This window comes from Halalkalibacter flavus (genome assembly GCF_036663575.1).
Lineage (GTDB): Bacteria > Bacillota > Bacilli > Bacillales > Bacillaceae_D > Halalkalibacter > Halalkalibacter flavus.
Genome location: NZ_JAWRVK010000003.1, coordinates 52,833 through 76,000 on the forward strand (window position 1 = coordinate 52,833; position 23,168 = coordinate 76,000).

The following is a 23,168-nucleotide window of genomic DNA, read 5'->3' on the forward strand; positions in this document are numbered from 1 at the left end:
AGCATAAGCGAGAGCAACCTCTTCAAGTATTACTGCAATCCTTGACTAATCTGCTGACAAACTTCGTCTTTTTGTTGCTCACTTGCATTTTTCCAGAATACTTCCATCATCACACCTAAACCTGGAAGCATTTTTTCTTCGCCGCGTTGAACAGCGTCAACAATCACTGCTTCTACCTCATCCTGTGAATTTCCTTTGATATTTGCCATGATGGCACCGCGTAAGTTAAAACTCATATTTCAGCACTCCTTTAAGTGATAGTATTAAATCTATTTGTAGTATGTACAGCGTGGACTGGATTATGACGAAAAAAATGGGTATGATGAAGAAATGAGAAAGAAGGATTAAAAGGAGTAGAGCATGAAACGAATTGATTCAGTTAAGAATGAGCATGTAAAACGTTGGAAAAAGCTACATACGAAAAAAGGAAGAGAGACAGCAGGCCGTTTTCTCGTCGAAGGGTATCACCTCGTCGAGGAAGCTATTAAAGCTAACATGGCCGTAGAATACATATTAATGACAGAAGGGGCGGTCTTGCCTTCATCATTATCGATGCAAGACCAAGATGTGATCATCGTAAGCGACCAAGTAATGAAAGAACTATCGGAGACAGAAACGCCTCAAGGGATAGCGGCTGTTTGTGTCATTCCCACTGAACCTAACGTGGATAAGGTAACGGGGCAATATTTATTGTTAGATCGAATTCAAGATCCTGGAAATCTCGGTACGATGATCCGAACAGCTGATGCTGCTGGAATGACGGGAGTGATTCTTGGAGAAGGAAGTGTGGATGTTTTTAATAGCAAAGTGATTCGTGCCACTCAAGGTTCGATTTTTCACCTTCCAGTTATCAAAGGAAAATTAGAAAAATGGATTGATGCCTTTAAAGAGTCATCCATCCCTGTTTTTGGGACAGCATTAAATGAGGCAAGCTCATATTCTGCTATCCAACCTCAATCTCATTTTGCACTCATTATGGGAAACGAGGGAGAGGGCGTAGCCCAACCTTTACTAGAAAAAACAGACCAAAACATCTATATTCCGATACATGGTCAAGCAGAGTCATTAAATGTTTCAGTTGCTGCAGGCATCTTGCTGTATTATTTGAGGGGATAATGGCAAAGATGGTTGCATGAAGAAAGTATATTCACTATAATAAATAAATCAATATATTTTTAAAATGCTAAGAAAGAGAGTAGTACGTTTTTAACCACCATTCAGGGAGAAGATGCCTTAGACTGAAAGCATTTTTATGGAAGGGAAAACCGAATTCACTCTGGAGCAGGCACTGGACCACAAGTACAACCTTGTGAAGGTGATCCCGGTTTCGACCGTTAGAGCAATGAAGATAATGAGAGGGATTCCCTCTTCATTAATAAGGGTGGTACCACGAGTCTTCGTCCCTTTTGCGGGAGCGAAGGCTTTTTATTTTGGCCAATATTTTTTGGAGGTTACCCTTTTAAGTGAGAATGGTTATTTTGAAGGAGGAAAAATGATGCGTGAACGTTTAGAAGCCTTGCGTGATGAGGCGTTGGCAAAGGTCGATGTTGCTGAAGATGTAAAAGCATTACAGGATGTGAGAGTGGCATATTTAGGTAAAAAAGGTCCCATTACAGAGGTCTTACGTGGAATGGGGAAACTCTCAGCAGAAGAGCGTCCGGTCATTGGCCAGATGGCTAATGACGTACGAGATGCTATCAAAGAACAAGTTGAACGAAAAGAAAAGGAATTAGAAAATGCAGCCATTGAACGGCAACTTGCAAGTGAAAGTATTGATGTGACATTACCTGGGCGTCCAGTTCATAGTGGCTCTACACACCCGTTAACTCAAGTAGTTGAAGAAGTAGAAGAGGCATTTTTAGGACTTGGTTTCTCTGTCGCAGAAGGTCCAGAAGTTGAAGTCGATTACTATAATTTCGAAGCGTTAAACTTACCAAAAGACCATCCAGCACGAGACATGCAGGATTCCTTTTATTTCACAGAAGAATTGTTACTGAGAACACATACGTCTCCTGTTCAAGCGAGAACGATGGAATTACATAAAGGAAAAGGCCCAGTAAAAGTCATTTGTCCAGGAAAAGTTTTTCGTCGCGATGATGATGATGCAACTCATTCACATCAATTTATGCAAATAGAAGGTTTGTTTGTTGATGAGAATGTCCGCATGAGTGATTTAAAAGGGGTATTAGAACAATTTGCCAAATCATTCTTTGGGGAAGATCGAGAAATTCGTTTGCGTCCAAGTTTCTTCCCATTTACAGAGCCTTCTGTAGAAGTGGATGTTTCTTGTGGAATGTGCGGTGGAAAAGGCTGTCGTGTATGTAAGCAATCAGGTTGGATTGAAGTGTTAGGTGCGGGAATGGTTCATCCACGAGTATTAGAAATGAGTGGATTTGACTCTGCGAAATACAGTGGATTTGCCTTTGGTATGGGTGTTGAGCGATTAGCAATGCTTAAATATGATATTGATGACATTCGTCATTTTTATACAAATGATGTACGTTTTCTAGCGCAGTTCAAACGGGTGTAAGGAGGAAAAATTATGTTAGTCTCTTATAAATGGTTACAAGATTACATTGATGTGAAAGACCTTTCGGCGAGTGAGATTGCAGAAAAGATGACGCGTGGCGGGATTGAAATTGATTTTGTTCATCAATTAAATAAAGGAATTTCAGGAGTAGTTGTTGGATATGTGAAAGAATGTGAACAACATCCAAACGCAGATAAACTGAATGTTTGTCAAGTTGATATTGGTGAAGACGAACTCGTTCAAATTGTCTGTGGTGCAAAGAATGTCGCAGCCGGACAGCATGTCGCAGTTGCAAAGGTAGGAGCGGTTCTTCCTGGTAACTTTAAAATAAAAAAAGCAAAATTACGTGGAGAAGTGTCACAAGGAATGATTTGCTCCTTACAAGAGCTAGGGATCGAAGGGAAACTTGTCCAAAAGGAGTTCTCTGAAGGGATTTATGTTTTCCAAGATCTAGTTGAAGTTGGTAGTGACGCCCTTGCCGCACTTAACTTGGATGATGAAGTATTAGAATTGGATTTAACACCAAATCGTTCAGATTGCTTAAATATGTTAGGGGTAGCTTATGAAGTGGGAGCTCTATATGAGCGAGAAGTGACTCTTCCTAATATTGAAGTTGTAACAAATGATGAATCTGCTACTGACTACATTAACGTAGAGGTGGAAGCAACAGAAGATAATCCTTACTACGGTGCGATTATGATTAAAGACGTGAAAGTAGGTACATCACCTCTGTGGCTACAAAATCGTCTGATGGCAGCAGGAATCCGTCCAATTAGTAATGTCGTTGATGTAACGAATTATGTGTTACTTGAATATGGTCAACCGTTACATGCATTTGATTATGACCGCTTCGGCTCCAAAGAAGTACTAGTTCGTCGTGCTTATGACGGAGAAAAAATTGTCACATTAGATGATCAAGAGCGGACGCTTACGAATGATCATCTTGTCATAACAAATGGCAAAGAGCCTGTCGCTATTGCTGGTGTCATGGGTGGGGCAACATCTGAAGTTCATGAAGGGACAACGACAGTCCTTTTAGAAGCTGCTTATTTCAAAGGATCAACAATCCGTAAAGCATCAAGAGATTTAGGGCTAAGAAGTGATGCTAGTACAAGATACGAAAAGGGTGTTGACCAAGACCGAGTACTTGCAGCGGGTAGAAGAGCAGCCGCTCTTATTGCTGAATTAACAGGAGGTACGATTGTATCTGGTGTTGTTGAAAAAGATCTACTTTCTTATGATATGGCTACAGTTCGCCTTGATCTAGAAAGAGTTAATAATCGTTTAGGAATGAATGTAACAATCGAGGAAGCCGCATCGTTCATGTCACGGTTAGGATTTACGTATGAACAAGATGGCAACGTCTTACATGTTACAATCCCTTCTCGCCGCGCTGATATTCAAATTGAAGAAGACTTAATGGAAGAAGTAGCAAGATTATATGGATATGATCATATTCCGACCACTCTTCCAGTTGGTGCAACAACTCAAGGAGCTTTGACAGAATATCAGAAAAAGAGACGTCATGTCCGCCGTGTGTTAGAGCGTTCTGGACTCTCTCAAGTTATTACGTATTCATTAACAAGTCCCCAAAAGGCAAAAGGGTTTGCTTTTGAAACGAATCAAACAAGCTCAGTGCGTTTAGCAATGCCAATGAGTGAGGATCGTAGTACGATGCGTACAAGCTTGATCCCACACTTATTTGATGTTCTTAGTTATAACGTAAACCGTAAAAATCACAATGTACATGTATTTGAAATTGGTTCGATCTTCTTAACAGATGAAGAGACATTAACAAAACAACCTACTGAACGTGAAATGGTTGCAGGTGCATTGACCGGGCTATGGCATGAACATAATTGGCAAGGAGAGAAAAAAGTAGTTGATTTCTTTGTTGTGAAAGGCATCCTCGAAGAGATGTTCTTACAGCTAGGAGTCTTTGAGAAAATAGTTTTTGAACAAGCAAAACTACCTGACTTACACCCAGGGCGAACGGCACTTGTTAAGCTAGACGGAAAAGAAATTGGATTTGTAGGTCAAGTTCACCCGGCCCTACAGAAGGAATTAGGGCTAAAAGAAACATACGTCTATGAACTTGAACTTGAATCACTGCTAACGCATGAAACGAATTCAGTTATTTACAAGTCGTTGCCACGATATCCTGCTATGGTTCGTGATATTGCCCTTGTCGTAGATACACACCGTTCAGCTGGAGAAGTGGAAGCAGTTATTCGTTGGGCTGGTGGAGAATTGTTACATGACGTTCGACTTTTTGATCTTTATGAAGGCGAACATATGGAAGAAGGGAAAAAGTCACTTGCCTTCTCATTAACGTATCTTGATCCTGAGAGAACATTAACTGATGAAGAAGTAATAAAAGCTCATACAGAAGTATTAAAGATGCTTGAAGAACAAGTAGGAGCTTCATTAAGAGGATAAAGAATGAGGCTGTTGAGTAAATACCGCTCAACAGCCTTTTTACTATATATAATAAGTAATAACTTAGTGCGGTTTGTAATATGTATACTCTTAGATTATTAGAGCGAAAAATGACTAAATATATCACATTTTTTGAAACACTGTATTTCCTTAAAAGAACCTTCATGGTATGATAGAAGATGGTATTTTTATGGCTAATTTCAACATCGCATTTTTACTGATAGATAGGAGGCTTTTCCGTGGCAGAGCAAAAGAAAAAGCAACGGATAACTGTTTCAATATATGGTCAACAGTACACAGTCGTCGGTGAAGAGCCTCCGGCATATGTAAAAGATGTCGCCCGTATAGTGGATCAGAAAATGAGAGAAATAAAAAAACGTAATCCGTATCTTGATACAACACGTTTAGCGGTACTAACAGCTGTAAATATTGTTGATGATTATGTAAAGTTACAGAAGGAAAATGAAATGTTAAACGAAAAAGTCAACGAAGAAAGATCGACAGGAGACGATTAACATGCTTAGCTTTCTTATTCTATTTATCTTATTTTGTAGTTTCTTTATTGGTAGAAGAAGAGGTTTCATTCTTCAAATTATTCATTTAATTAGTTTTGTTGTAGCTCTTATTGTAGCGTATACATACTTTGGAGAATTTGCCTCGTACATTCGTTTATGGGTCCCATACCCGCAATTTTCTTCCGATAGTACAGTTGGCATGATAATTAATACGTTTGATGCTGAAAGTGTATATTATTCGGGGATTGCCTTTGCTATACTTTTCTTTGGTACAAAGATTGTCCTGCATTTGTTAGGTTCTATGTTGGATTTTCTTGCACATTTGCCAATTTTACGTTCTATTAATCAATTATTGGGCGGAATCCTTTGTTTCGTAGAGACGTATCTCATCTTGTTTGTTGTTTTATTTGTTGTAGCATTATTACCAATTGAGGTTGTTCAGGATGTAATGCAACGCTCCATCGTTGCTCAAGTCATGCTTAATCATACACCTTTTCTCTCTAATTGGTTGAAAGAGCTATGGATAAATAATCAACTATAACGAATAGCAGGCATTTTTTGAAAGTTCATTGTTTAAAGGGCACTGAAAAGGTGAAAACGACCTTTTTCTGTGCCTTTTTTTAAAAAGGTAAGAGAACCTAACAGGGATCTTTCGCAGAAGCCTTACAGTTTACTCGAATAAGAAAAGGCCGCATGCGCGGCTCTTATGTACATGCGTTGATTTTCTCTGCTAACTATCGGTATGATGGAGGATAGAAGAAAGGGACGATGAAGATGAACAAGAAAGATGTAATTGGTTACTTAGAGACCATTGCGACTTATTTAGAGATCAAAGGGGATAACCCCTTTAAAATATCAGCTTACCGAAAAGCGGCACTTGCATTAGAGTCTGATGAGCGTACGTTAGATGAGATTGACAATCCAGCCTCTCTTGCTGGCATTGGGAAAGGAACAGCTGAGGTCATTACAGAACTTAAGAATACTGGAGAATGTTCCTTACTTAAACAATTGCAAGAAGAGGTACCTTCTGGTTTATTGCCACTGCTGAAGCTTCAAGGATTAGGTGGCAAAAAGATTGGAAAACTATATAAAGAACTTAATGTTGTTTGTGTTGATACACTCAAGCAAGTATGTGAAGAGAAAAAAGTTCAGCAGCTCGCTGGATTTGGGAAGAAAACGGAAGAGAAAATTCTATTTGCCATTCAAGAGGCAAGTACCCGTCCAGAACGCTTGGCACTTCCTGTTGTATTACCTATTGCTCAAGCAGTTGAACGAGCTCTAGAAAAAATGGATGGTGTATTACGTTTTTCGCGTGCAGGAAGTTTGCGCAGAATAAGCGAAACCGTGAAAGATCTTGATTTTATTATTGCAACAACTGAGCCAGAAAAAGTGAAGGCTAGCCTCCTAAATCTAGACGGAATTAGCAAAACAGTTGCAAGTGGGGATACAAAAGTCTCTGTTGAAATTACAGGTGAATTTCCGATATCGATTGATTTTAGATTAGTACTACCAGAAGAGTTTGCAACGACTCTTCATCACTTTACAGGGTCGAAAAATCATAATGTTAAGATGCGTCAACTTGCTAAACAACGAGGAGAACGAATTAGTGAGTATGGGGTCGAAAATCTTGAGACTGGCGAGATTAAAACATTTTCTACAGAAGAAGAGTTTTTCGAACATTTTCAGCTTGCATTTATTCCTCCTGAAGCTAGGGAAGACCAAGGGGAAGTAGAAAAAGCAGAAATACTAATGAATATTCCTGCTACTTACATTTCAGATGAACATATCCGAAGTGACTTGCACATGCATACGACGTGGAGTGATGGAGCTCACTCAATTGAAGATATGGTGAAAGCTGCAAGATCAAAGGGATATGAGTATATTGCCATCACGGACCACTCTAAATTTTTACGTGTTGCTAATGGACTAACGGTTGAAAGATTAAAAGAACAACATGCGAAAATAAAGAAATTAAATGAAGAGTATGATGACTTTAGGATATTAACAGGAATTGAAATGGATATATTACCTGATGGTACACTTGATTATGATGATGAGATCTTAGCAGATGTAGATTTTGTCATTGCGGCGATTCACTCATCATTCCAGCAAGACCGCGAAACGATTATGAACCGTTTAAGAATGGCACTTGAAAATAAACATGTCGATTTAATTGCCCACCCAACGGGACGCTTACTTGGCAAACGTGATGGCTATGATGTTGATGTCGATATGCTTATACAATTAGCGAAGGAAACAAATACGGCCCTTGAGTTAAATGCCAATCCACATCGATTGGATTTATCGGCATATTGGTTAAAGAAGGCAGAAGAAGCAGGTGTCGTTCTAGCCATTAATACAGATGCACATAATAAGGAATCCCTGGAGCTTATGTCTTACGGTACTTCAGTGGCAAGAAAAGCGATGCTAAGACCAGATTCCGTCATTAATACTTGGTCATTAGAAAAACTACAAGCTTTTCTTAACAGGTAGGAAGGATAAATTCCTGACTCTCATTAAAAGGTACTCTTATATAAAAGGAGATAGGGTGGATGAGTTGTTTCTAATTGACTTATGCCCCTGTGACTAAGAAGGAGTTACGTCTATGGAACGTGTGTTACGAGTATTAGAATTTGAAAAAATGAAAAGACAGTTGCTTGATCATGTATCATCTTCTTTAGGGAGGCAAAAAATTGATCAATTACAACCGTCAACGAATATAGAAGAAGTGCGAGTATGGCAGCATGAAACAGCAGAAGGGGCAAAAGCCTTAAGGTTAAAAGGCCAAGCTCCACTTGGTGGGATTACTGATGTTGCAGCAAATGCCAAACGAGCAAAGATAGGAGGATCTCTCGCAGCAAATGAGTTAATTTCCATTGCTAGCACGATTTATGGAGGTCGCAGGCTTAAAAAGTTTATCACAACAATGGTGGAAGAAGAAGAAATTGAGTTACCGTTACTTTATGACTATGCTATGCAAGTGGAACCATTAACTGATGTTGAGCGTGAAATAAAACAATGCATAGACGACAATGGGAACGTTCTGGATTCAGCAAGTCATGAGCTTAGAACGATTAGGCAGCAAGTGCGCAGCTACGAAGCGGCGGTCCGCTCTAAATTAGAGAGTATTACAAGGTCCTCAAATACACAAAAGATGTTATCAGATGCGATTGTTACCATTCGAAATGATCGTTTTGTCATTCCTGTGAAACAGGAATATCGCAGTTCGTTTGGAGGAATTGTTCATGATCAATCTGGTTCTGGAGCAACATTATTTATCGAACCACAAGCCATTGTCACGTTAAACAATCAATTGCGCGAGGCGAAAGTGAAAGAGAAGCAAGAAATTGAACGAATTTTAGCGATGCTTTCAAATCAGGTCGCTGAGGTTGCTGATCCCCTTTTGCATAACTTAACGATTCTTGCTGCATTAGATTTTATTTTTGCGAAAGCACGCTATGCTCAGCAAATTAAAGCAACTGAGCCAAAGCTAAATGAAAATGGCTATATGTATTTGAAAAGAGCACGCCATCCATTATTAGATGAAGGTGTAGTAGTACCAATTGACGTTGAACTTGGTGGCGAATATCGCTCACTTATTATAACTGGGCCCAATACTGGAGGAAAAACGGTTACGTTAAAGACGGTTGGTTTGCTTACTCTGATGGCACAATCGGGTTTGCACGTCCCAGTAGAAGAAGAATCTGAATTAGCGGTATTTAAGCAAGTTTTTGCTGATATTGGCGATGAACAGTCAATCGAACAAAGTTTAAGTACGTTCTCTTCTCATATGACAAACATTGTAGACATTTTGGGGAAAGTTGATTTCCAAAGTCTAGTATTATTCGATGAATTAGGAGCAGGTACAGACCCGACAGAGGGGGCAGCACTGGCTATCTCGATCTTGGACGATGTATATAATCGCGGTGCCTGTGTGGTAGCGACAACGCATTATAGTGAACTAAAAGGCTATGCATATAATCGTGAGGGAGCGATGAATGCAAGTGTAGAATTTAATGTAGAGACATTAAGACCAACGTATCGTCTTTTGATTGGAGTACCTGGAAGAAGTAATGCATTTGCGATTTCTAGAAGATTAGGTTTGGATGAGCGAGTGATTGAAAGAGCGAAGGAACAAATTGATAGCGAAACAAACCAAATTGAAAAAATGATTACCTCATTAGAAACGAGCCAAAAGTCGGCAGAAACCGAAAGAGAAGAAGCTCATTCTCTACGTGTCGAGGCTGAAAAATTACGTGAAGATCTTATTAAACAACTTGATCAACTAGAGCGGGAAAAAGAGCGCATCTTCAAAGAAGCAGAAGAAAAAGCAGAAAAAGCAGTAAAAGAAGCGAAGGAAGAAGCTGAATTTATTATTGGTGAATTAAGAGAAATGCAAAAAGCAGGGCTATCTGTGAAAGAGCATCAAATTATCGATGCGAAGAAGCATCTTGAAAAAGCAACGCCAAAATTAACGTCAAAACAAAAGAAGATCAAAAAAGATGCAGCAAAAGCGAAACAAAACATTCAGCCTGGTGATGAAGTAAAGGTCCTTAGTTTTGGACAAAAAGGTTTTGTCGTAGAAAAAATTAGTGACCAAGAATTCCAAGTCCAAATGGGGATTATGAAAATGAAAGTGAAAAAGGATGATCTTCAGCTATTAGATCGTCCGAAACCAGTAGAAACGAAACCTCTTGCGATGATAAGAGGGGGAGAATCTCATGTGAAAGCAGAGTTAGATCTTCGTGGCGAAAGATTTGAAGATGCAATGCTTCTTGTCGAAAAATATATTGATGACGCATTATTAGCTGGATACCATCAAGTATCAATCATTCATGGAAAAGGGAGCGGGGCACTTCGTAAAGGTGTAAAGCAGCTCCTAAAAAAACACCCCCACGTAAAAGGAGAACGAGATGGCGGTATGAACGAAGGCGGCCTTGGAAATACGGTCGTTGAATTGAAGTAAAAGAGGCGATTGATATGGACGTACTACTTGAAAATGAATGGATGCGAACAGCAGCATACTATAGCGTCTCTCTTCTGGCCCTGATTCTGTTTTTAACGATCTTTGAAACAGTAACGAAATATCGAAACTGGGATGAGATCAAAAATGGAAATGTCGCTGTTGCCTTAGCGACAGGAGGCAAAATTTTTGGGGTGGCTAATATATTTAGACATTCCATTGGATATTCTGATTCGATGTTAATGATGCTCGCTTGGGGCGTCTTAGGTTTCTTCTTATTGCTTGTAAGTTACTTTGTGTTTGAGTTTTTAACACCAGGCTTTAAAGTAGACGAAGAAATAAAACGTGGTAATCGGGCCGTTGGTTTTATTGCGATGGTGATTTCAATTGGATTGTCATACGTCATCGGAGCAAGTATTATTGCTAGATAAAGGAGTCATACATGTGGAGCTTTTAATGAAAATTTTATATGTTAGTTGTGGTGCATTTATCGTAGCAGGAATTATATTTATGCTCTTTTTTGCTCCTTAAGAAATTGAAAGCAGGCTTGTCTATAGTTCAAGTAAGTCTGCTTTTTTGTTGAGGATTTGAAACTATTTTATACAACAAGAATAAAGAAGGCTTCTGAAGAAGGTGATATTTTCAGTAGCCTTTTTCATCATATAGGTCAAAATATTTAAGAAAATTTCAAAAATACATAAAAAGGTATACAAAACTGTAAGCGTTTGCAATAGAATAGAGAAGAGGAGAATGAACGATGAGAAAGGAGTAAATACAAGATGGCAAGGAGGAGATAGTGTTGACGACAATGGATAAGGTTTGGTTACAAAGCTATCCTGAAGAGGTACCGCCCACAATTTCGTATGATGAAAGTTGCTTGCATGACTATTTGAGGCGATCGACTGAGAAATTTCCAAATCATGATGCTTTGCATTTTCTTGGGAAGGATATAACTTACAAAGAGTTATATGAAGAATCAAAGAAATTTGCTAATCAATTGCTATCACTTGGTGTGAAAAAAGGAGATCGAGTAGCTATCATGCTTGCGAATTGTCCACAAGGAGTCATCAGTTATTACGGTGCTCTCATGATTGGGGCAGTTGTCGTTCAAACCAATCCGCTCTATGTTGAAAGAGAGCTGGAACATCAGCTTATCGATTCTGGGGCAAAAGTAATCGTTTGTCTAGATCTAGTTTTTCCACGTGTTCAAAAGGTGCGTTCAAAAACCAATTTAGAATATGTCATTGTTACAAGTATTAAAGACTATCTTCCTTTCCCTAAAAACGTACTCTATCCCTTCGTTCAAAAGAAAAATACAGGCATTAAAGTAGAGGTTGTCTATAATTCAAATACAATCGAATTTAAACCTTTTCTAAAAGCCGGCACAACTAAAGAAATTACTATAGAAATGGACCCTGTTGAGGACTTAGCACTCCTCCAATATACAGGTGGAACAACAGGACCGGCAAAAGGAGTTATGCTTTCTCACCAAAATTTAGTAGTAAATACAATGCAGTGTATTCATTGGACATACAAAACAACACCAGGTAAAGAAAAAATGTTGGCTGTATTGCCATTTTTCCATGTTTATGGAATGACAGTTTGTATGAATCTAAGCATTATGAATGGATTTACAACGGTTATTCTTCCAAAGTTTGACATAAAAGAGGCGTTAAAAACAATAGAAAAACAAAAAATCACCCTTTTTCCAGGCGCGCCAACAATGTATGTCGCGTTAATTAACGACCCAACAATTAAGAATTATGATCTATCATCAATCAAAGCTTGTTTAAGTGGGGCAGCTCCACTCCCCTTAGAAGTGCAGCAAAAATTTGAGTCATTAACAGGAGGAAAACTTGTAGAAGGCTATGGACTCACAGAAACATCTCCAGTAGCTGTTGCCAATCCGATTTGGGGAAAAAGGAAGAATGGAAGTATTGGTATCCCTTGGCCAGATACGGATGTAACAGTTATTTCAGCAGAAACAGGCGAATCATGTGAAGTTGGAGAGGTTGGAGAAATAGCTGTTCGTGGACCACAAGTGATGAAAGGCTATTGGAACTGTCCAGAAGAAACTGCACAAGTATTTAAAGAGGATTGGTTTTTAACTGGTGATATGGGCTATATGGATGAAGAGGGCTATTTCTATATCGTTGATCGTAAAAAGGATATGATCATTGCTGGTGGATTCAATATATATCCAAGAGAGATTGAGGAAGTTCTTTATGAACATGAAGCGATACAGGAGGCTGTTGTGATTGGTGTTCCTGATGAGTATCGCGGAGAAACTGTGAAAACATTTGTTGTCTTAAAAGAAGGAAGAACTCTTACAGAAAAAGAGTTAGACCAATATTGTAGAAAGCATTTGGCTGCTTATAAAGTACCGAAATATTATGAGTTTAGGGATGAATTACCGAAGACATTAATAGGTAAGATTTTGCGGCGTGTTCTTGTAGAAGAAGAAAAAGAAAAGCTTGCAGAAGAACAAAAAGCAAGTAATGAGTAAGAAGTAGGGAAATTTTATATATATCATTATTTCTATTTAGAAGGGTTATTCCAAAGGTCGTATTTCTTCCTTTTGGATAACCCTGATACTTTTTTAAAAAACGAATTTCAAATAACGAAATCATCAACGAGGCAAGAAAAATAAAAAAATCACTGAAAATCTATTTAAAAATGAATGAACATTCATTACAATGGAGGAGAGAGGATGAATATAAAATGAGAGGAGAGTAAGAAGGAGGCTATTTACTTGTTAAACGAAGTTAAGAAGAATTGGCTAGAACATTACCACACAGAAATACCAACTTCAATATTGAGTATCCTAATTTTTCTCTACACGAATTAGTGGAGCTGGCTGGCCATCGTTTCCCTGATCATGTAGCGCTTGAATTCATGGGTAAGTCGCTTACATATAGAGAGTTCGATCAATCTGTCAGGCGCTTTGCAAATCAATTACAAACGCTAGGCTTACAAAAAGGTGAACGAGTTTCCATCATGCTACCTAATTGTCCTCAAGGAGTGATTGCCTATTTCGCAACGTTAATGGCTGGTGGAATCGTAGTTCAAACAAATCCATTATATGTCGAACGAGAATTAGAGCATCAATTAGTTGATTCAGGAGCAAAGATCATCTTGTGTCTGGATTTATTGTATCCAAGAGTAATGAAGGTCAGGAAATCAACAAAACTAGAACATATAATTGTAACCGCTATCAAAGATTATCTGCCATTTCCACAAAACTTATTTTACCCATTTATTCAAAAAAAGAATACAGGATTAAAAGTAGACATCTTATACAATGAGAAAACACACCGCTTTGTACAATTAGTACAGTCTGGATCAGACGAGCGGCCAAATGTATGTATAAATCCAAAAGAAGACCTTGCTCTATTGCAATATACAGGTGGAACAACAGGTGTTGCAAAAGGAGTTATGCTTACCCATCAAAATTTAGTTGCCAATACAATTCAATGTCGCCATTGGTTATACAAGTTAGAGGAGGGAAAAGAACGAACACTAGCTGCACTACCCTTCTTTCATGTATATGGGATGACTACATGCATGAATCTTACCTTGTCAATGGGAAATGAGCTACACATTGTACCAAAGTTTGATCCAAAACAAATCTTGAAGGTTATTCAAAATAAAAAGATCACATCCTTTCCAGGTGCACCAACAATGTATATTGGCTTAGTTAATCAACACGATATTCAAAAGTACAATCTCTCTTCAATTAAAGCATGTATAAGTGGTTCGGCATCATTACCTGTTGATGTACAACAGCGTTTTGAGAAGCTGACCGGTGGAAAGCTTGTGGAAGGGTATGGGTTGACAGAAGCATCACCAGTAACTCATTGTAATTTGGTATGGGGGAAGAGCAAAGAAGCAAGTATTGGATTTCCGTGGCCTGATACCGAAGCGGTAATATTGTCGATGGAGACAGGAGAACCGGCGGAGCTTGGTGAAGTTGGCGAATTAGCTATTCGTGGTCCACAAGTGATGAAGGGGTATTGGAATCGTCCTGAAGATACAAAAGCAGCGATGAATGGAGAATGGCTTCTAACTGGAGATATGGGGTATATGGATGAAGAAGGATATTTTTATATTGTCGACCGAAAAAAAGATATGATTATCGCCGGCGGATTTAACATTTATCCACGAGAAATTGAAGAAGTACTCTATAATCATGAAGACATTCAAGAGGCTGTTGCGATAGGAATCCCCGATGAATATCGTGGTGAAACGGTGAAAGTATTCGTTGTAAAAAAAGAAGGTTCAACGTTAACAGAAGAAAAGTTAACTGCTTATTGTCGAAAAAATCTTGCAGCATATAAAATTCCGAGGAAGTATGAATTTAGAGATGAATTACCTAAAACGATGGTTGGCAAAGTATTAAAACGAGTATTAATAGACGAAGAAAAGCAAAAGCTAAGGAAAGAAAAAACAAGTTAATCTGACCGAAAATTACAAGGATATCATTGACATTAATTTTCTTTTTCACTAAAATAAGAAATATGAATGAATATTCATTCACAGCAAAGGAGAGACAACAGTGGGAAAGAAAAAAGGACCTAAATATAATCAGATTATAGATGCAGCAGTAAAAGTGATTGCAAATCACGGCTATCATCAAGCTCAAGTTTCCAAAATCGCGAAAGAAGCTGGTGTGGCAGACGGAACCATTTATTTATATTTCGAAAATAAGGAAGATATACTTACATCACTATTTGAGGAAAAAATGGGTAATTTTGTACAGATTATTCGTAACCAGATTACAGAAGATTTATCAATTGAAGATAAGTTTTTACTACTCATTACAAAACATCTAGAACAACTAGAACAAGATCATCATTTGGCGATCGTTACACAACTTGAATTACGTCAATCCAATACAGATCTTCGCTTGAAAATTAACGATATTTTAAAAGGGTATTTATTGTTAGTAGATGAATTATTAACTGAGGGAAAATCAAATGGATTTTTTCTTGAAGACTTAGATAATCGATTAGCAAGGCAAATGATATTTGGAACCATTGATGAGGTAGTGACAAACTGGGTAATGAAAGAGTGCAAGTATGATTTAAGCGGGTTAGCTGTTCCAATTCACAAAATGCTACTCGGCGGACTTCGTTCGAAACCTTCATGATAGGAGTGAGAATGTGGAGTTTATAAAAGTTAATATTAGTAATCGGATTGCTACAATTATATTACAAAGGCCACCAGCTAATGCTTTGTCAAGAGCTGTCTTGAAAGAACTTGATCAAGCTTTGACAGAGCTTGAAGCAAAGGAAGAGGTAAACGTTCTTCTTATTAATGGAGAGGGACGGTTCTTCGCTGCTGGTGCAGACATTAAAGAGTTTACGCAAGTAACAGACAAGGAAGACCATGAAAAACTTGCGAGAAGTGGGCAACAATTATTTGACAGAATGGAACAATTCTCTAAACCAATTATTGCTGTTATTCATGGTGCTGCATTAGGAGGGGGATTGGAACTTGCGATGGCATGCCACATTCGATTATCAACAGAGGATGCCAAACTAGGGCTACCTGAATTACAGCTTGGTCTAATACCTGGGTTTTCTGGGAGTCAGAGGCTTCCTCGTTTTGTAGGTAGAGCGAAAGCTTGTGAAATGCTTTTAACAAGTGACCCAATAACCGGTCTGGAGGCAAGGCAGCTAGGGCTAGTGAATGCAACATTTTCAGAAGAGACTCTTTTAGAAGAAGCTCAAAAGCTAGCTAGTAAAATAGCAGCAAAAAGCAAAATAGCAGTCAAAATGACTTTAGAGCTATTGTTGTATGATCAACCTCATGACCATGAAAAAGGTTCGATTCGTGAAGCTGAGTTATTTGGTCAAATATTTAAAACGGATGATGCAAAAGAAGGGATTAACGCTTTCATGGAAAAGCGCAAACCAATCTTTAATAAAAACAAGAAGTAATCATGATTTAGTGGTATTTATCAATAGAATAATAACAATGGTAATTTCAACCTTTTAAAACTAGTAATCTTAAAAGAATATTAGGAGGGACGAAAATGAATATTTTTGTTTTGATGAAACGCACATTCGATACCGAGGAAAAAATTACTATTAGTGGTGGCCAGATTGATGATAGCGGAGTTGAATTTATCATTAACCCATACGATGAATACGCAATTGAAGAAGCGATTGTCTTGCGAGATGAACATGGTGGAGAAGTGACAGTTATCACTGTTGGTGAAGAAGAGGCAGAAAAAGAACTACGAATGGCACTCGCAATGGGGGCTGATAAAGCTGTTTTAATTGACAGTGAGGAATTAGATGAATTAGATCAATTTACAACAGCTACTTTACTCGCAGCTTATTTAAAAGATCAAGAGCCTGATATTATTTTAGGTGGAAATGTTGCTGTAGATGGGGGTTCTGGTCAAGTCGGCCCAAGAGTGGCAGAAATTTTAGGCATTCCACAAGTAACGACGATCACAAAGTTGACGGTTGCTGATGAAACAGCAACAATTGTCAGAGATGTTGAAGGGGACGAAGAAACGATTGACGTTTCTCTTCCGGTTCTTGTTACAGCGCAACAAGGACTTAATGAGCCGAGGTATCCTTCATTACCAGGGATTATGAAGGCAAAGAAAAAGCCATTGGAAACACTTGATTTAGATGATCTTGACTTGGATGAAGAAGGTGTTGAAGCGAAAACAACAACGGTCGAAATCTTCTTACCACCAGAAAAGCAAGCAGGGAAAATTCTCGAAGGGGATTCTGCTGCTCAAGTAAAAGAACTTGTATCATTACTTAAATCTGAAGCGAAAGTCATATAAATAGGAGGGGATCAATATGGCGAAAAAAGTACTTGTCATTGGAGAAGTTAGGGATGGAGAGTTACGCAACGTCTCGTTTGAAGCAATAGCCGCAGGAAAAACAGTTGCCAATGGAGGAGAAGTGGTAGGTGTTCTTTTAGGGAGGAATGTAAGCGGTTTATCTGAGGAGATGGCTCAATACGGGGTTGATCGTATTGTCGTTGTTGATCATGCTGATTTGGTAAGCTATTCAACAGATGCCTATCAACAAGCATTGTTGCAAGTGTTTGATGTTGAAAATCCGGAAGGAGTTATTCTTGGTCACACATCAATTGGCAAGGATGTTTCGCCACGTCTTGCAATGAAGTTACAGGCAGGTCTTGTTTCAGACGCTGTTTCGGTTGAACTTGATGGAGAAGATTCTGTTTTTACGCGTCCAATTTATTCAGGAAAGGCGTTTGAAAAGAAAAAAGTAAAGGAAGGTGTAGTATTTGCAACGATTCGTCCGAATAACATTGCTGCACTTGAGCCGGACCCTGCACGAAAAGCGGATGTCTCCAATCTTACAGTAGAAATCAAAGACTTACGTACAACCATTAAAAATGTAGTACGAAAAGCTACAGGCGGTGTAGACCTTTCTGAAGCAAATGTAGTTGTGGCAGGAGGAAGGGGAGTTAAAAGCAAAGAAGGCTTCGAACCACTTCAAGAGCTAGCTGATTTATTAGGTGGAGCTGTTGGAGCTTCCCGTGGGGCTTGTGATGCAGACTACTGCGATTACGGGCTGCAAATTGGGCAAACAGGAAAAGTCGTCACACCTGATTTATATTTTGCGATCGGTATATCAGGAGCTATTCAACACCTTGCAGGGATGTCAAACTCCAAAGTAATCGTTGCGATTAATAAAGATCCAGAAGCTCCTATTTTTGAAATAGCAGATTACGGCATCGTTGGTGATCTGTTTGAAATAGTACCGATCTTAACAGAAGAATTAAAGAACGTATTAGTGAAAAGTTAAGGGAAGAATGTTTGAAGGAATAGGCTAGTTGTGGAAAAAAAGACGTAAAATCATTTTGATTTTCGTCTTTTTTAGTGGTTGCAGAAGGGAGGAATGATTCCGGAAATAAGCAAAATACAAAAAGTACGGGAATCAAAAGGGATAAAGTCAGGAAACAATAAGGGTGAGCAATAAATTCGCCAGCAGTGGAAGTGTTTGGTATAATTGTGCTGAAGTTATCATGTGAAGGAAAAAAGGAGGATTTTAATATGGCGATCGTAAACGTAACAGATCAAACATTTGCTTCTGAAACAAGTGAAGGAGTTGTTCTTGCAGACTTCTGGGCACCGTGGTGCGGACCTTGTAAGATGATTGCTCCAGTCCTTGAAGAACTAGATTCTGAAATGGGCGATAAAGTAAAAATTGCTAAGCTTGATGTGGATGAGAATCAAGAGACAGCTGGAAAATACAGCGTCATGAGCATCCCGACACTTCTTGTTTTCAAAGATGGAGAAGTTGTCGACCAAGTAGTTGGGTTTCAACCGAAAGAAGCTTTAGCTGAGCTTCTAAATAAACATCTATAAAGCTTAGAGTGACTCCATTATTCGAAAAGGGATGAAGGGGTCACTTTTTCTTTTATTTACATTTCGTGTAATTCCAGTTTTTCTAACTTGCATTTGTTTGCCTTCTAGCGAACAATAGAAGGTGAGGTGGAATACGATGAGTCAAATTAAAGAAAAATTATTGATTCTTCCTGATCAGCCTGGCTGTTATTTAATGAAGGATCGGCAAAATACAATTATTTATGTTGGAAAAGCAAAAGTACTAAAAAATAGAGTTCGATCATATTTTACTGGTTCACACGATGGAAAAACACAGCGTCTTGTAAGTGAGATTGCTGACTTCGAATATATTGTTACCTCATCAAATATTGAAGCATTAATCCTGGAAATGAATTTAATTAAAAAACATGACCCGAAATATAATGTCATGTTAAAGGATGATAAATCTTATCCTTATCTTAAAATTACAAATGAAGAGCATCCGAGGCTGATTACGACTCGCCAAGTGAAAAAAGATGGGGGGAAGTATTTTGGCCCTTATCCAAATGCCGGAGCGGCAAATGAAACAAAGAAGCTGCTGGATCGACTTTATCCACTGAGAAAATGCCGGACGCTTCCTGATAAAGTTTGTTTATACTACCATATTGGACAATGTCTTGCTCCGTGTGTGTCAGAGGTTACAAAAGAGCAAAATCAAGCAATGGTTCAAGATATTACGAAATTTCTTCGCTCTGGCCATGATGAAATTAAAGGACAGCTCACTGAGAAAATGATGAAAGCAGCAGAAGATATGGATTTTGAACGAGCAAAAGAAATACGTGATACGCTTGCCCATATGGATACCGTTATTGAAAAACAAAAAATGATGATTGGTGACCTCGTTGACCGCGATGTCTTTGGCTTTGCTTATGATAAAGGATGGATGTGTGTTCAAGTGTTCTTTATTCGTCAAGGAAAGCTAATTGAACGGGATGTTTCCATTTTTCCTTTTTATAAAGAGGCATCTGAAGATTTAATGACGTTCATTGGACAGTTTTATATGAAAAAAGAACATATAAAGCCAGCAGAGATATTACTTCCCGATGAAGTAGACAAAGACTTGATGGAACAACTGTTAGAAGTGAAAACACATCATCCAAAAAGAGGGAAGAAAAAAGAGCTACTTGACCTTGCAAATCAAAATGCTGCTATTGCACTGAAAGACAAATTTTCGTTAATTGAACGTGATGAGGAAAGAACAATAAAAGCGGTCGATCGATTAGGGGAAGCAATGGGGATTCAGACTCCATATCGAATTGAAGCGTTCGATAACTCTAATATTCAAGGAACAGATCCTGTTTCAGCAATGGTTTGTTTTGTAGATGGAAAGCCAAGCAGAAAAGAATATAGAAAATATAAAATTAAATCGGTTGAAGGACCAGATGATTATGGTTCGATGCGTGAGGTGATTCGCAGAAGATATGTCCGCCTCTTAAAAGAGTCTCTTCCTTTGCCGGACTTAATCGTTATTGATGGAGGAAAAGGCCAAATTGCTGTTGCTCAAGAGATAATCGTTGACGAGCTTGGGCTATCCATTCCTGTTTGTGGCTTAGCAAAAGATGAAAAGCATCGAACATCTCAATTGCTAATGGGAGACCCCCCTGCTATTGTTCCTCTTAAGCGAGACAGCCATGAATTTTATTTGTTACAACGAATTCAAGATGAAGTACACCGTTTTGCTATTACTTTTCATCGGCAAACTCGTTCAAAGACGTTCTTTAAATCGGAATTAGATGATATCCCTGGAGTAGGAGAAAAACGAAAGCGCCAGCTGCTGAAGCATTTTGGATCGGTGAAAAAGTTGAAAGAAGCAAGTGTTGATGAGTTAAGAAAGCTATCGATTCCGGAAAAGATAGCTCAAACCATCGTTGAAACATTAAATGGAAACGATAAATAATCTCTTGCGATTAGATTGATTTTTTGCTAGAATGTTAATCAATTGAATATGCCACACTTCAAACGAAGTGATTGGTAGAGGAGCGAAAACCAATAGTAGGCTTTCCGAGAGTAATGAGGCTCGTTGAAGAAGGATGAAAGGGGAATTCGCCGAAGTGCAAGAAAGACTCATCTTTCTAGTGCTGGACCTATGTTGAAGAAGCATAGGGCTGTCACATACCTAGACCCAAGTGGTATGTGGAGAACTATCTCACGAGAGAACAGGGAGCAGTGTGGTACCGGACTGGTATACATGCAACAGTGAGGGGGTTTTCCTTATTGTTGCTTTTTTGCATTCCATCACAACGTGAGGAACAAGGAGAGGAATCGGATTATGGCTAGAATTGTACAGAAATATGGCGGAACGTCAGTAGGTTCAGTAGAAAGGATTCAACATGTCGCATCTAGAGTAGAACGGGCAGTGTTGGCAGGAGATGAGCTTGTCGTTGTTGTATCGGCAATGGGGAAGTCTACAGATGAATTAGTTTCTTTGGCTAACCAGATTACAGATTCGCCAAGTAAAAGGGAAATGGACATGTTACTAACAACTGGAGAACAAGTAACGATCTCATTGCTTTCAATGGCATTACAAGCTAGAGGCATCGAGGCAATCTCATTAACTGGTTGGCAGGCTGGTATGCAAACGGAAGCTAGTCATGGTAATGCACGGATTGAATCAATTAATAATGACCGAATTGAAGCAGAACTAGCTAAGGGTAAGGTTGTCATTGTTGCGGGATTCCAAGGAATCAGTGAAAGCGGTGAAATTACCACTCTTGGTCGAGGAGGCTCTGATACAACAGCGGTAGCACTTGCAGCCTCTCTTAAGGCGAGTCGTTGCGATATTTATACAGATGTAACAGGTGTTTTTACGACGGACCCGCGTTACGTGAAGAAAGCGAGAAAGTTACACTCTATTTCTTATGATGAAATGCTTGAAATGGCTAATCTTGGGGCTGGGGTTTTACACCCACGAGCGGTTGAGTTTGCGAAGAATTATGATGTACCACTTATGGTTGCATCTAGTATGGAAGATACAGTAGGAACCATGATAGAGGAGGAAGTATCGATGGAACAAAATTTAATCGTCCGAGGAATTGCATTTGAGAATGATGTGACAAAGGTAACGGTAAAAGGCTTACCTAATCGACTAGACACATTATCAAAACTATTTACTACATTGTCAGAAAATCAAGTGAATGTGGATATTATTATTCAAAATCAATATGATGACGAACACGTAAATATCTCATTTTCCATTACACAAAGCTCATTAAAAGGAACTCTTGCTGTTTTGCAGGAAGCTCAAGATGAATTGCAATTTGAGGATGTAACGTTTGAAGAAGAATTAGCGAAAGTCTCAATCATAGGTTCTGGAATGGTATCCAATCCAGGTGTTGCAGCAAAAATGTTTGACGTCTTAGCTAAAAACGATATTTTCGTAAAAATGGTCAGTACATCAGAAATTAAAGTGTCTGTCGTTATCCAAGAGATAGATATGGTCTTAGCTGTAGAAATGTTGCATGAAGAATTTAAGCTTGCAGAACAAGTTGAAGAAGCTGTTGTTACAGTGTAAATAAAGGTAAAAAAAGTGAAGCTAACTGAGCTTCACTTTTTTTATTGAATTGAATCACGTTTATCTGTTTCAACGGTAATAAGGACACTATCTTTCGTTTTTGAATAGGTAGCTCCGCTAATACATTCTAACCACATTTCAACTTGTTGAGCTAGAAAGCCAGTCTCTAGTTGATAGCACCGCTTATCATCATTGTTCATCCATGACCCTTTTAATTCAAACACTTGCAATTGCTTCTTCTCTTTAAGTTTCGAAAGATTACCCCAATCAGCTTTTTCAAAAAAAAGGATGGCATCTTCAACTGTTGAAACTGGATATTTTCTGGCTAGCGACCTTCCAATCCAATATAAAATGGCATCATGATCTTTACCTAATAGGTCTTGCAGAACGTCATTTCGAATAAGGTCATACCCAAATTGATCTGTTCGAACTTCCATAAAAACATGCCCCTCTCCATACTTTGAAGCCAAAATGATCAGACAGCTTGTCGATCGTCTATGTATACTATCGTTCCAAATGCCTTTGAAATATATTTACTTTTTGATCATAAACGATGTCGTTGTTGGGTACAAGGAATAAGCTGGAATACAGAACGAAAGTAGGAGAGGTGAAAGAAAAAGGGAACCCCGCCCTTTTTGAAAAAAAGCGAAGAAGTGGCGCTGGCTCCACACGCCGTGCGCTCAAAGGAGAACCCCACTCCTTTGGGCTTAAAGCATCACGGCGGCTACGCTCATCGCTTCGAGGTGAAAGAAAAAGGGGAACCCCGCCCTTTTTCATTCACCTCTTAAAATGGTATACTTAACCGCGAATAAATCGGAGGTACATAA

At 38.8% G+C, this 23,168-nt stretch carries 19 protein-coding genes, 1 riboswitch and 1 other annotated feature; of the genes, 17 read left to right on the forward strand and 2 right to left on the reverse strand.

Annotation, left to right across the window (positions count from 1 at the left end):
* Positions 1-29 precede the first annotated feature (29 nt).
* Positions 30-236 (reverse strand): small acid-soluble spore protein SspI, encoded by a 207-nt coding sequence (gene sspI / locus SAY88_RS02775; protein WP_332629128.1) that lies wholly within the window; start codon positions 234-236, stop codon positions 30-32.
* Positions 237-360: 124 nt separating this feature from the next.
* Between sspI and SAY88_RS02780 the strand changes: the two genes are divergently transcribed.
* The 17 genes from SAY88_RS02780 (at position 361) to SAY88_RS02860 (ending at position 22,341) form a co-directional block, all read left to right on the forward strand.
* Entirely contained in the window at positions 361-1,116 is a 756-nt protein-coding gene (locus SAY88_RS02780; protein WP_332629129.1) for a TrmH family RNA methyltransferase, read from the forward strand.
* A 60-nt stretch (positions 1,117-1,176) separates the two neighbouring features.
* Positions 1,177-1,408 (forward strand) — a binding site (T-box leader).
* An 87-nt stretch (positions 1,409-1,495) separates the two neighbouring features.
* Positions 1,496-2,530 carry a phenylalanine--tRNA ligase subunit alpha gene (pheS, locus tag SAY88_RS02785; protein WP_332629379.1) on the forward strand — a complete coding sequence of 345 codons (1,035 nt, stop codon included), beginning with the start codon at positions 1,496-1,498 and terminating at the stop codon, positions 2,528-2,530.
* Between the two features lie 12 nt (positions 2,531-2,542).
* Positions 2,543-4,969, forward strand: coding sequence for a phenylalanine--tRNA ligase subunit beta (gene pheT, locus SAY88_RS02790; protein ID WP_332629130.1), 2,427 nt, complete (start codon positions 2,543-2,545; stop codon positions 4,967-4,969).
* A gap of 239 nt (positions 4,970-5,208) precedes the next feature.
* Positions 5,209-5,484, forward strand: a complete 276-nt coding sequence (gene zapA, locus SAY88_RS02795) for a cell division protein ZapA (RefSeq protein ID WP_250098665.1) — start codon at positions 5,209-5,211, stop codon at positions 5,482-5,484.
* 1 nt (position 5,485) lies between these two features.
* Complete coding sequence (locus tag SAY88_RS02800) at positions 5,486-6,025, forward strand: CvpA family protein (protein WP_250098666.1); 540 nt, start codon at positions 5,486-5,488, stop codon at positions 6,023-6,025.
* Positions 6,026-6,252: 227 nt separating this feature from the next.
* Positions 6,253-7,977 carry a DNA polymerase/3'-5' exonuclease PolX gene (gene polX / locus SAY88_RS02805; RefSeq protein ID WP_332629134.1) on the forward strand — a complete coding sequence of 575 codons (1,725 nt, stop codon included), beginning with the start codon at positions 6,253-6,255 and terminating at the stop codon, positions 7,975-7,977.
* A 112-nt stretch (positions 7,978-8,089) separates the two neighbouring features.
* Entirely contained in the window at positions 8,090-10,450 is a 2,361-nt protein-coding gene (locus tag SAY88_RS02810) for an endonuclease MutS2 (protein ID WP_332629136.1), read from the forward strand.
* 14 nt (positions 10,451-10,464) lie between these two features.
* Positions 10,465-10,878 carry a DUF350 domain-containing protein gene (locus tag SAY88_RS02815; protein WP_332629137.1) on the forward strand — a complete coding sequence of 138 codons (414 nt, stop codon included), beginning with the start codon at positions 10,465-10,467 and terminating at the stop codon, positions 10,876-10,878.
* Positions 10,879-11,255: 377 nt separating this feature from the next.
* Positions 11,256-12,953, forward strand: a complete 1,698-nt coding sequence (locus tag SAY88_RS02820; RefSeq protein WP_332629381.1) for a long-chain-fatty-acid--CoA ligase — start codon at positions 11,256-11,258, stop codon at positions 12,951-12,953.
* A gap of 269 nt (positions 12,954-13,222) precedes the next feature.
* Positions 13,223-14,902, forward strand: a complete 1,680-nt coding sequence (locus SAY88_RS02825; protein WP_332629138.1) for an AMP-binding protein — start codon at positions 13,223-13,225, stop codon at positions 14,900-14,902.
* A gap of 100 nt (positions 14,903-15,002) precedes the next feature.
* A complete protein-coding gene (fadR, locus tag SAY88_RS02830) occupies positions 15,003-15,596 on the forward strand; it encodes a fatty acid metabolism transcriptional regulator FadR (RefSeq protein ID WP_332629139.1) in 594 nt (197 codons plus the stop codon).
* A 13-nt stretch (positions 15,597-15,609) separates the two neighbouring features.
* A complete protein-coding gene (locus SAY88_RS02835; RefSeq protein WP_332629140.1) occupies positions 15,610-16,389 on the forward strand; it encodes an enoyl-CoA hydratase in 780 nt (259 codons plus the stop codon).
* Positions 16,390-16,484: 95 nt separating this feature from the next.
* Positions 16,485-17,255, forward strand: a complete 771-nt coding sequence (locus SAY88_RS02840) for an electron transfer flavoprotein subunit beta/FixA family protein (protein ID WP_332629141.1) — start codon at positions 16,485-16,487, stop codon at positions 17,253-17,255.
* 16 nt (positions 17,256-17,271) lie between these two features.
* Positions 17,272-18,249, forward strand: coding sequence for an electron transfer flavoprotein subunit alpha/FixB family protein (locus SAY88_RS02845; protein WP_332629142.1), 978 nt, complete (start codon positions 17,272-17,274; stop codon positions 18,247-18,249).
* A 248-nt stretch (positions 18,250-18,497) separates the two neighbouring features.
* Positions 18,498-18,812 carry a thioredoxin gene (gene trxA, locus SAY88_RS02850; RefSeq protein ID WP_034745400.1) on the forward strand — a complete coding sequence of 105 codons (315 nt, stop codon included), beginning with the start codon at positions 18,498-18,500 and terminating at the stop codon, positions 18,810-18,812.
* 136 nt (positions 18,813-18,948) lie between these two features.
* Positions 18,949-20,727, forward strand: a complete 1,779-nt coding sequence (uvrC, locus tag SAY88_RS02855; RefSeq protein ID WP_332629146.1) for an excinuclease ABC subunit UvrC — start codon at positions 18,949-18,951, stop codon at positions 20,725-20,727.
* A 67-nt stretch (positions 20,728-20,794) separates the two neighbouring features.
* A riboswitch (Lysine riboswitch) is annotated at positions 20,795-20,982 on the forward strand.
* A 117-nt stretch (positions 20,983-21,099) separates the two neighbouring features.
* Positions 21,100-22,341, forward strand: a complete 1,242-nt coding sequence (locus SAY88_RS02860) for an aspartate kinase (RefSeq protein WP_332629148.1) — start codon at positions 21,100-21,102, stop codon at positions 22,339-22,341.
* A gap of 41 nt (positions 22,342-22,382) precedes the next feature.
* Here SAY88_RS02860 and SAY88_RS02865 read toward each other — a convergent pair whose 3' ends face one another.
* Positions 22,383-22,778 carry a YslB family protein gene (locus tag SAY88_RS02865; RefSeq protein WP_332629149.1) on the reverse strand — a complete coding sequence of 132 codons (396 nt, stop codon included), beginning with the start codon at positions 22,776-22,778 and terminating at the stop codon, positions 22,383-22,385.
* Between the last annotated feature and the right edge of the window lie 390 nt (positions 22,779-23,168).

Coding starts and splice junctions, on each gene's coding strand:
- polX (WP_332629134.1), top strand. CDS start 6,253: ATGAAGATGAACAAGAAAGATGTAATTGGTTACTTAGAGACCATTGCG.
- SAY88_RS02800 (WP_250098666.1), top strand. CDS start 5,486: ATGCTTAGCTTTCTTATTCTATTTATCTTATTTTGTAGTTTCTTTATT.
- SAY88_RS02810 (WP_332629136.1), top strand. CDS start 8,090: ATGGAACGTGTGTTACGAGTATTAGAATTTGAAAAAATGAAAAGACAG.
- SAY88_RS02865 (WP_332629149.1), bottom strand. CDS start 22,778: ATGGAAGTTCGAACAGATCAATTTGGGTATGACCTTATTCGAAATGAC.
- trxA (WP_034745400.1), top strand. CDS start 18,498: ATGGCGATCGTAAACGTAACAGATCAAACATTTGCTTCTGAAACAAGT.
- pheS (WP_332629379.1), top strand. CDS start 1,496: ATGCGTGAACGTTTAGAAGCCTTGCGTGATGAGGCGTTGGCAAAGGTC.
- SAY88_RS02860 (WP_332629148.1), top strand. CDS start 21,100: ATGGCTAGAATTGTACAGAAATATGGCGGAACGTCAGTAGGTTCAGTA.
- pheT (WP_332629130.1), top strand. CDS start 2,543: ATGTTAGTCTCTTATAAATGGTTACAAGATTACATTGATGTGAAAGAC.
- SAY88_RS02780 (WP_332629129.1), top strand. CDS start 361: ATGAAACGAATTGATTCAGTTAAGAATGAGCATGTAAAACGTTGGAAA.
- SAY88_RS02815 (WP_332629137.1), top strand. CDS start 10,465: ATGGACGTACTACTTGAAAATGAATGGATGCGAACAGCAGCATACTAT.
- SAY88_RS02845 (WP_332629142.1), top strand. CDS start 17,272: ATGGCGAAAAAAGTACTTGTCATTGGAGAAGTTAGGGATGGAGAGTTA.
- sspI (WP_332629128.1), bottom strand. CDS start 236: ATGAGTTTTAACTTACGCGGTGCCATCATGGCAAATATCAAAGGAAAT.
- SAY88_RS02820 (WP_332629381.1), top strand. CDS start 11,256: ATGGATAAGGTTTGGTTACAAAGCTATCCTGAAGAGGTACCGCCCACA.
- uvrC (WP_332629146.1), top strand. CDS start 18,949: ATGAGTCAAATTAAAGAAAAATTATTGATTCTTCCTGATCAGCCTGGC.
- SAY88_RS02840 (WP_332629141.1), top strand. CDS start 16,485: ATGAATATTTTTGTTTTGATGAAACGCACATTCGATACCGAGGAAAAA.